This is a genomic window from Bradyrhizobium sp. WYCCWR15520 (assembly GCF_056174665.1).
This window is the reverse complement of record NZ_JBWBWM010000004.1, coordinates 300,360-309,183: the sequence shown is the minus strand read 5'-3', so window position 1 is coordinate 309,183 and position 8,824 is coordinate 300,360. Positions and strand designations below refer to the sequence as shown.

Here is an 8,824-nt window from a genome sequence, read left to right as displayed (position 1 = left end):
GACCTATCCTCTTCCAACCCCATCAGGTGGCGGCCCTGCGCCGACCCCGTACAGAAGCAAGACCCCGGCGGGCGGACAACGCAAAGGGATTGACTAATCGAGGCCCGTTACAGAAGGGTGGGCAAAGGCGCGTTTGCGCCGTGCCCACCAATTCATCTCGGATTTTGCGGAAGGTTTGGTGGGCACGCTTGCGCGTTGCCCACCCTGCGAAGACGAGTGCTTACTCGTTCCCCGGATTGAAATCTTCGCTCGGCGCGGCAGGTGCGGCCATGCTGTCGGGACGCGGGCCATGCGGCCGGCGACGACGGCGCGGGAAACGCTCGCCGCGGCCCTCTTCATACCCGCCGGGCGCGCCATTCACCTGTGGCTGCGGGCCGGTGATGAAGGAGGGCAGGCGATCGACGCCGCCGGTATCGGCAACCACCGGCTGCGGCTGAGGCTGTTGCGGCTGATATTGCGGTTGCTGACGATGCTCGCGATCGCGATGATGCTCGCGCGGCTGCTGATCGCGCTGATAGGGCTGGTTGTCGCCGCGCTGCTCACGCTGATTATTGTCGCGGATATAGGGCTGCGGCTGCTGCGGCACGAAGCCCGGCTCCTGGCCGAAATGCGAGAAGCTCTCGCCCTCGTCGTCGCCGTCTTCCGTCGGCTGTACTTCGGTGTCGACGCGCGGTTGCGGCTGGTTCTGCCGGAACTGCTCCTGGGCGGCGGCGATCAGGCGGAAGTAGTGCTCGGCGTGCTGGTAGTAGTTCTCGGCCGCGACCGGGTCGCCGGAAGAGCGCGCGTCGCGCGCCAGCTGAACGTATTTTTCGGCGACGTGCGAGGCGGTACCGCGGATCTTGATATCGGGTCCGTTCGATTCGAACACCCGGGTCATCGGGTTTTGACCACGCCGGTTATTATTGTTGTTATTGTTGTTATTCCGGTTACGCATCCGCTTGTTGTTCTGACCGTTTCTCATGTCTCGCCTTTAATTCCAGCCCTGAAAGTTATGCAGTTGCCGTCCTAGCCTGATCCGATCCGGCGCGCGCTCATGCGCACCGAATCACGATGCCGTTCAGTTTCATGTCGTCGATTTCGCCAACCATCGCGTTCAGCAAAGACGCGTTCCCCAACCGGCGGCGTACCTTTGCCCGCCGGACCAAATCATTCAGCCTGCCAAAACCAGCCTAATCGTCTTGCGTGACGGCTTCGCGAGAGTGGCTGTTGCGTAAGTCTTCAAGCGCAATATCAGGCTTTCGTTCGCTTTACGGTCGAGAGCAGCACAGCTCCAGCTATTGCGCTCGATTCGACCTGTGTTTGGAACCTTTCACCCGGAGGGCTCTCGTTTCGAGAACTCTGGCCTCACCCGCATGATCTACGGGGCCAGCGACCCTGGACCGATGTTGTGGCCGGAACGTAGTCGCTCCCGGGGAATATTCCAAGGGGTTTTTTTGCGTTCCAGAGGGACTTTATCGGGCCATTTTGTGGCCCGCGACCGCCCGCGGAATGCCCGCCAGGTCGGCCTTGGGGCTGGTTGTGCACATTAACCCCGCAGCCACCATAAGCGCCTGGATGGGGCCGCTTTGGCCCTCTCCGGCCTCCACAACCAGGACGGCGCCTGGGGCCAGAAGCACCCCCGCTTGGGGAATCAGCGCGCGGTAGGCATCCAGCCCGTCGGCACCGCCATCGAGTGCGGTCAGGGGATCGTGCTTCCTGACCTCTTGGTCCAGATGGGCGATTTCCGCCGTGCGGATATAGGGCGGATTCGAAACGATCAGATCGAACGGGCCGGATAATCCGCTCGCATAGTCGCAGGCGACGAACGTCGCGCGCTCCGATAGTTCTGTCCGCGCCGCGTTGGCGGCGGCGGTCTGCAAGGCGGCCTCCGAAATGTCGGTGCCGAATCCATGCGCTGCCGGCAATTCGGACAACAGCGCGAGCAGGATCGCGCCGGAGCCGGTGCCGAGGTCGGCGATGCGCAACGGACGCTGGAGGTTTCCGCCGGCGCGCAGCAGTTCCAGCGCCAGTTCGACCACCGTCTCGGTATCGGGCCGCGGCACCAGCGTCGCGGCCGAGAGTTGCAGCGGCAGACCCCAGAACTCCCTCTGGCCGATAATGCGGGCGACCGGCTCGCCTGCGAGACGGCGGCGGGCGAAGCGCTCGAGGCGCGCCGATTCCTCCGGCGTGAGCTGACGCTGTGCAGACGTGATGATGCCGGTCAGGTCGAGTCCGAGCGTGTGACCGGTCAAGAGCCGTGCGTCGAGTTCGGCGGATTCGATGGCGGCGGTTTTGAGTTGCGCGGCGAGGGCGCGCCGTGCGGTTTCGACAGTGAGTTTGTTGCTCACGCCGCCGCGCCTTGCGCCGCGAGTTGCGCGGCCTGGTGCTCGGTCGTCAGCGCGTCGATCAAGTCGCCCAGCGATTCGCCTGCAATAACCTGCGGCAATTTGTAGAGCGTCAGGTTGATGCGATGGTCGGTGACGCGGCCCTGCGGGAAATTATAAGTGCGGATGCGCTCGCTTCGGTCGCCGGAGCCGACCTTCTCCTTGCGATCGGCGGAGCGCGCCGCATCGACGCGCTGGCGTTCGGCGTCATAGATGCGCGAGCGCAGGATATTCATCGCGGAAGCGCGGTTCTTATGTTGTGAGCGGCTGTCCTGCATCATGACCACGATGCCGGTCGGAATATGCGTGATGCGGATCGCCGATTCGGTCTTGTTGACGTGCTGGCCGCCGGCGCCTTGCGCGCGCATGGTCTCGATCCGCAAATCCTCGTTCTTGATGTCGACATCGACATCCTCGACCTCGGGCAGCACCGCTACCGTTGCCGCCGATGTGTGGATGCGCCCCTGCGTTTCGGTATCGGGCACGCGCTGCACGCGGTGCACGCCGGATTCGAATTTCAGCTTGGCGAAGGCGCCGCGGCCCTGCACCTCGGCGATGATTTCCTTGAAGCCGCCGACGGTGCCTTCCGAGGCCGAGATCACCTCGACCTTCCAGCCCTGCAAGGCGGCAAACCGCTCATACATCCGGAACAGGTCGCCGGCGAACAGCGAGGCCTCGTCGCCGCCGGTGCCGGCGCGGATTTCCAGCATCACGTTGCGGTCGTCCATGGCGTCCTTGGGCAACAGCGCCACGCGGATCTTCTGCTCCAGCTCGGCTATGCGCGCCTGCAGCGTCTCCAGCTCGGCTTCGGCCATGCTGCGCATTTCGGGATCGGTGCCAACATCAGCCAGCAGCGATTCAGCGCCCGCGATCTCGGCCCGCGCCGCGCGATAGGCCTTTACGGCGTCGATCAGCGGATTGAGTTCGGCGAGCTCGCGCGTGATCTGGACATATTTTTCGGAGTTCACCTGGCCCAGCAGCTCGGCCTCGAGCGAAGCGTGGTGGGCGAGCAGGATATCGAGTTTGGCTTCGGGTAGCATGGCGTTGTTCTCAGGCGGCGAATGCGGAACGGCAGCGTTGACGGGACAGAGCCTCGCTACAACGACAGCCCCTCGGCTTCCGCGAATTCCGTCAGCTTCTGCCGGATCGAGACGCTACCGGCCGGTGCGTCGAGCAGCGGCATCATGACCGCCTCGGCCTTCTTGGCGTCGAGGTCGAGAATCATCGCCTTCACCGGGCCATGGCCGGTTGCCGACAGCGACAGGGAGCGGTAACCCAGCGCAATCAGCGCCAGCGCGCCGAGCGGCTTTGAAGCCATCTCGCCGCACAGCGACGCCATCTTGTTCGCCGCCTGCGCCTTGCGCACAATGTCGCGCAGCGCCCGCAAGATCGGCGCCGACATGGTGTCGAATCGATCGGAAACTTTTGCGTTGCCGCGGTCTACCGCGAACATGAACTGGAACAGGTCGTTCGACCCGACCGAAACGAAGTCGACCTTCTTCAAGAGTTCGTCGAGCTGGTAAAGTAGCGCCGGCACTTCCACCATGGTGCCGACGTCGATGCGTTCCGGCAGCGCATGACCGTGCTGGCGCAGATAGGTCAACTCGCGCTCGACGATGGCCTTGGCCTGGTCGAATTCGGCGACATCGGAAATCATCGGAAACATGATCTTCAGCGCGCGGCCGCCGCCGGCCCGCAGCAGCGCGCGAATCTGGCCGCGCAGCAATCCCGGCCGGTCGAGCCCGAGCCGAATGGCGCGCCAGCCGAGCGCGGGATTTTCCTCGGTCACGGCCTCCATATAGGGCAGCGCCTTGTCGCCGCCGATATCGAGGGTGCGGAACGTGACCGGCTTGGTGCCGGCGGCGTCGAGCACGGTGCGATAAAGCGCGAGTTGGTCAGAGGAGCGCGGCAGGCTCTGGCCGACCATGAACTGCAACTCGGTGCGGAACAGACCGATGCCGGCGCTGCCGGTGTCGTCGATATGCGGCAGGTCGATGACGAGACCCGCATTGATCATCAGTTCGACCTTCTGGCCGTCCTTGGTCACGCAGGGCAGGTCGCGCAGCGCGGCATATTGCGCCTGGCGGCGGGCGCGGAACCGCACCCGCTCGGCATAGGCCGATTCGATCTCGGCCGAGGGGCGGATATAGATCGAGCCCGACGTGCCGTCGACAATGATGGGGTCGCCCGGATCGGCAATGCCGGGCGCGTTCGGCACCTCGCCGACGGCGGGAATGCCGAGCGCACGCGCCACGATCGAGACGTGCGAGTTGGCGGTGCCTTCCTCCAGCACCAGTCCACGCAGCCGCTTGCGGTCGTAGTCGAGCAGCGCCGCCGGGCCCATCGCGCGCGCGATCAGGATGGCGTTTTCGGGAAGCTGTTCGCGCGAGGGCGCATGATCCTGTCCGACCAGTTGCCGCATCAGGCGATGGCCGAGGTCTTCCAGGTCGTGCAGGCGGTCGCGCAAATAAGGATCGGTCGAGCGCAGCATGCGGGCGCGGGTATCGGACTGCACGCGTTCGACGGCGGCTTCCGCGGTGAGGCCGGTGGCGACCGCCTCGTGCAGCTTGTGCGACCAGCCATGGTCGTTGGCGAACATGCGGTAGGCTTCCAGCACCTCGCGGTGCTCGCCGCCCTCGGCAACGTCGCCGCGCTCCAGCATGCGGTCGAGATCGGCCCGCAGCTTGGCCAGCGCCGCATCCAGCTTCTTGATTTCCTTCGGCAGGTCTTCGGCAATGTAATTGGTGATGACGACGCGCGGCTCGTGCAGGACGACATGGCCGAGCGCAATGCCGTCGGAGAGGATCGCACCCGTTTTGTGCAGGGAATGCCGCGCCGCCGGTTCCGCGCCGGGTTGCGCCAGCGCCGCCAGTTCGCCGGAGGCGATCATCTCCGCCAGCACCATGGCGGTGGTCTGCAGCGCCTCGACCTCTTCCTCGACATAGGTGCGCTTGGCGCGGTTCTGCACGACAAGCACGCCGAGCGTGTTGCCGGCGCGCAGGATCGGCACGCCGAGGAACGAATGGTAGATTTCTTCGCCGGTCTCCGGGCGGAACGAGAACGCCGGATGGCTTTGCGCGTCGGAGAGATTGAGCGGGCTCGCCTCGCTCGCAACCAGGCCGACGAGGCCCTCATGCGCGTTCAGCACGGTGCGGTGCACTGCGTCGCGGTTCAAACCCTCGGTGGCATAAAGTTCGAGCGTGTTATCGATGCGCAGCACGTAACAAGAGCAGACCTCGGCCACCATGTTGGCCGCGATCAGCACCACGATCTTGTCCAGGCGCTCCTGGGCCGAGACCTTCTCCGCCATGGTTTCGCGGAGCCGTCTCAACAAGACGCGGGGACCTCCCGACGTGCTCCGCATATGCTGGTATCCTCCCCCGCGAGGCCAGCCCGCCGGGTGGCCGGTAGCTGGCGTGAAACACACGAAATACTACAATTTTATTCATTCGGCGCTGCCGCAGGCACGTGATCCCCGCCGAATCGGGATCGCCAAAACCTTGGTGCAGTTTGCGGCAACCCACCTCACAGGCCGTATAGCCAATCGAGGCTTGCTTTGCCAAGCAAAACGCCTGCCAGAAGCAATAACGTGTGTGTCAGGGCCGATGCTGCGCCCGCGAAGCGGAGATCCGCCAATCCAGGCCGGTTTGGCGATCCATGATGCGCTAAATTTGAGAGAAAATCGTGCTAGGTCTGATCCAGCCCGTAGAGCGTGTGCAGCGTGCGCACCGCGAGTTCAGTGTAGGCGGCATCGATCAGCACCGAAAACTTGATCTCCGAGGTGGTGATGGCGCGGATGTTGATGTTGCGCTCGGACAGGGCCTTGAACGCCTTCGCCGCGACGCCGGCATGGCTGCGCATGCCGCTGCCGATCACCGAGACTTTCGACACGTCGGTGGCGCTGTCGAGCCGGGCATAGCCGATCTTGCCCTTGGACGAGGTGATGGTGTCGCGGGCGCGGTTATAGTCGGAGGCCGGAACGGTGAAGGTGAGGTCGGTGGTCTTGCCGTCCTCGGACACGTTCTGCACGATCATGTCGACATTGATATTGGCATCCGCCAGCGGGCCGAAGATCGCGGCGGCGACGCCCGGCTTGTCCTCGATCTGGCGGAGCGAAATCTGGGCTTCGTCCTTGGAGAAGGCGATGCCGGTGACGACGTGGCTTTCCATGATTTCCTCCTCGCTGCAGATCAGCGTGCCCGGCGGCGTGCCGTGCGGGTCGATATCCTCGGGCTTGTCGAAGCTGGAACGGACGAACACGGGCATGTTGTGCACCATGCCGAGTTCCACCGAGCGCACCTGCAGGACCTTGGCGCCCAGCGAGGCGAGTTCCAGCATGTCCTCGAAGGCGATCTTGTCGAGCCGCCGCGCCTTGGGAACCACCCGCGGATCGGTGGTGTAGACGCCGTCCACGTCGGTATAGATGTCGCAGCGGTCGGCCCGGATCGCGGCGGCAATCGCCACCGCCGAGGTATCAGAACCGCCGCGCCCCAGCGTGGTGATTCGGTTGGTTTGCGGATTGATGCCCTGGAAGCCGGCGATGACGGCGACTTCCTTGCGATCGCCGAACCGGTTGATGATTTCCGTACCGTCGATATCGAGAATACGCGCCGAGGCGTGGGCATCGGAGGTCTTGACCGCGATCTGCCAGCCCTGCCAGGAGCGGGCCTGGATGCCCATGCCCTGCAGCACGATCGCGAGCAGGCCCGAGGTCACCTGTTCGCCGGATGCCACCACGGCGTCATATTCGCGCGCATCATGCATCGGCGAGGCATCGCGGCACCATTCGACCAGTTCGTTGGTCTTGCCGGCCATGGCCGAGACGACGACGGCAACATCATGTCCGGCGTCGACTTCGCGCTTGACGTGACGTGCGACGTTGCGGATTCGGTCGATATTGGCGACGGACGTGCCGCCGAATTTCATCACGAGGCGGCCCATGACGACGCGTGCATTCCCTGTGAGGATAAGTTAGGTGACCCGCACGGAAAGTGGAGCGCCCGGGTCGAAAGCGGCGTATACATAGCGGCGCGGTCGGGGGCAAGCACCCCCGGTTCCGTTTTCGACCCAAAATGGCGCAAATTGCTGTGGTAGCGGGTTATTCAGGGCGAGCGTATGGGCCGGTATATCGACGAAATCCTGCAACCCGGCGAGAAGGTGCTGTATTCGACCAATGCGCACTGGATATTTTTCTTGCCGGCGATCATCGGCTGGATTGTGGCGGGCGTATTCCTGGTGCTCTCGGGTGTGGTGCCAGCGGGCCCGTCCGTCCTGATCTGTCTGTCGCTGGCGGGAATATCAGCCATCGCTGCGTTGTACAAAACCGTCACCGCCTGGTTCCATCGATGGACCACCGAGACCGACGTCACCAATTTCCGTGTCGTCCACAAGACCGGCTTTGTTCAGCGGCAGACGTTCGAGATGAGTGTGGACAAGGTCGAGAGCGTCGACGTCAACCAGAGCATCCTCGGCCGCATCCTCAACTACGGCGACGTAACCGTCTTGGGGGTCGGCGAGGGTGGCAAGACCCTCGACACCATTGCTTCGCCGCTGGCATTTCGCAATGCCATCACGGCGCGACCGGCCGGCACGTAAATCATGGCCATGCAGCAAAATTCTTCCGCCGGCCGTTCCGCCACCGGCTCGACCGTGGACCCGGCCGAGGTCGCGAAATTCTCAAAACTGTCCGACGAGTGGTGGGACCCCAGGGGCAAGATGGCCCCGCTGCACAAGATCAATCCGCTGCGGCTCGGCTATATCCGCGATGCCGCATGCCGCAAGTTCGAGCGAAATGCCCGGAGTCTGAGCTGCCTGTCGGGCCTGCGGATCCTCGATATCGGCTGCGGCGCGGGCCTGTTGTGCGAGCCTTTGACGCGGCTGGGTGCGCAGGTGATCGGGATTGATCCGTCGGCGACCAACATTGCCGCCGCCAGGCTGCATGCCGACAAGGGCCATCTGTCGATCGACTATCGCTGCACCACCGTCGAGCAGATGGACCACCGCGAGCGCTTCGACATCGTGCTGGCGATGGAAGTGATCGAGCATGTCACCGATGTCGGCGCGTTCCTCACCCGCTGTGCGGCCATGGTCAAGCCGGGCGGGTTGATGGTGGTCTCGACGCTGAACCGGAACTGGAAGAGCTTTGCGCTTGCGATCGTCGGCGCGGAATATGTGCTGCGCTGGCTGCCGCGCGGTACCCATCAATGGGACAAGTTCGTCACGCCGGACGAGCTTGCCCAGCATCTCGCCAACAACCGCCTCACCATCACCGAGCAGGCCGGCGTGGTCTATAACCCGCTTGCCGACCGATGGAGCATCTCCTCCGACATGGACGTGAACTACATGGTGGTGGCGGAGGGGGTGTAGTCAGCTCCGACTGTCGTCGTCCCTGCGAAAGCAGGGACCCATACGCCGCGGCTTTTGTTGGAGGGCGCGTGGCTATTGGCCTTCATTCATCATGG

7 protein-coding genes are annotated in these 8,824 nt (G+C 64.0%); 2 read left to right on the top strand and 5 right to left on the bottom strand.

The features are described from left to right. Positions 1 to 220: 220 nt before the first annotated feature. The 5 genes from AC0QUY_RS06760 to AC0QUY_RS06740 all read right to left on the bottom strand — a co-directional run bounded on the left by AC0QUY_RS06760 (position 221) and on the right by AC0QUY_RS06740 (position 7,304). Entirely contained in the window at positions 221 to 961 is a 741-nt protein-coding gene (locus tag AC0QUY_RS06760; RefSeq protein ID WP_161851262.1) for a DUF4167 domain-containing protein, read from the bottom strand. Between the two features lie 490 nt (positions 962 to 1,451). Beyond that, entirely contained in the window at positions 1,452 to 2,327 is an 876-nt protein-coding gene (prmC, locus tag AC0QUY_RS06755) for a peptide chain release factor N(5)-glutamine methyltransferase (protein WP_475386246.1), read from the bottom strand. Continuing rightward, positions 2,324 to 3,403, bottom strand: a complete 1,080-nt coding sequence (gene prfA, locus AC0QUY_RS06750; protein WP_475386245.1) for a peptide chain release factor 1 — start codon at positions 3,401 to 3,403, stop codon at positions 2,324 to 2,326. Before prfA ends, prmC begins: the two co-directional genes overlap by 4 nt. Before the next feature lie 56 nt (positions 3,404 to 3,459). Beyond that, complete coding sequence (gene ptsP / locus AC0QUY_RS06745) at positions 3,460 to 5,727, bottom strand: phosphoenolpyruvate--protein phosphotransferase (RefSeq protein ID WP_161851265.1); 2,268 nt, start codon at positions 5,725 to 5,727, stop codon at positions 3,460 to 3,462. A gap of 323 nt (positions 5,728 to 6,050) precedes the next feature. Further along, on the bottom strand, positions 6,051 to 7,304 hold the full coding sequence (locus AC0QUY_RS06740; RefSeq protein WP_161851266.1) for an aspartate kinase: 1,254 nt from the start codon (positions 7,302 to 7,304) through the stop codon (positions 6,051 to 6,053). Positions 7,305 to 7,478: 174 nt separating this feature from the next. On the opposite strand from AC0QUY_RS06740, the gene AC0QUY_RS06735 reads away from it, so the two are divergent. After that, the gene (locus AC0QUY_RS06735) at positions 7,479 to 7,958 is read left to right on the top strand and encodes a PH domain-containing protein (RefSeq protein WP_475386244.1); all 480 of its coding nucleotides are present in this window, start codon (positions 7,479 to 7,481) and stop codon (positions 7,956 to 7,958) included. Positions 7,959 to 7,961: 3 nt separating this feature from the next. Beyond that, positions 7,962 to 8,729 (top strand): bifunctional 2-polyprenyl-6-hydroxyphenol methylase/3-demethylubiquinol 3-O-methyltransferase UbiG, encoded by a 768-nt coding sequence (gene ubiG, locus AC0QUY_RS06730; protein ID WP_475386243.1) that lies wholly within the window; start codon positions 7,962 to 7,964, stop codon positions 8,727 to 8,729. Positions 8,730 to 8,824 lie beyond the last annotated feature (95 nt).

Bases quoted from the DNA above. Each gene is read 5' to 3' on its own strand.
- ptsP (WP_161851265.1), bottom strand. From the start codon at position 5,727: ATGCGGAGCACGTCGGGAGGTCCCCGCGTCTTGTTGAGACGGCTCCGC.
- prfA (WP_475386245.1), bottom strand. From the start codon at position 3,403: ATGCTACCCGAAGCCAAACTCGATATCCTGCTCGCCCACCACGCTTCG.
- AC0QUY_RS06760 (WP_161851262.1), bottom strand. From the start codon at position 961: ATGAGAAACGGTCAGAACAACAAGCGGATGCGTAACCGGAATAACAAC.
- AC0QUY_RS06735 (WP_475386244.1), top strand. From the start codon at position 7,479: ATGGGCCGGTATATCGACGAAATCCTGCAACCCGGCGAGAAGGTGCTG.
- AC0QUY_RS06740 (WP_161851266.1), bottom strand. From the start codon at position 7,304: ATGGGCCGCCTCGTGATGAAATTCGGCGGCACGTCCGTCGCCAATATC.
- ubiG (WP_475386243.1), top strand. From the start codon at position 7,962: ATGGCCATGCAGCAAAATTCTTCCGCCGGCCGTTCCGCCACCGGCTCG.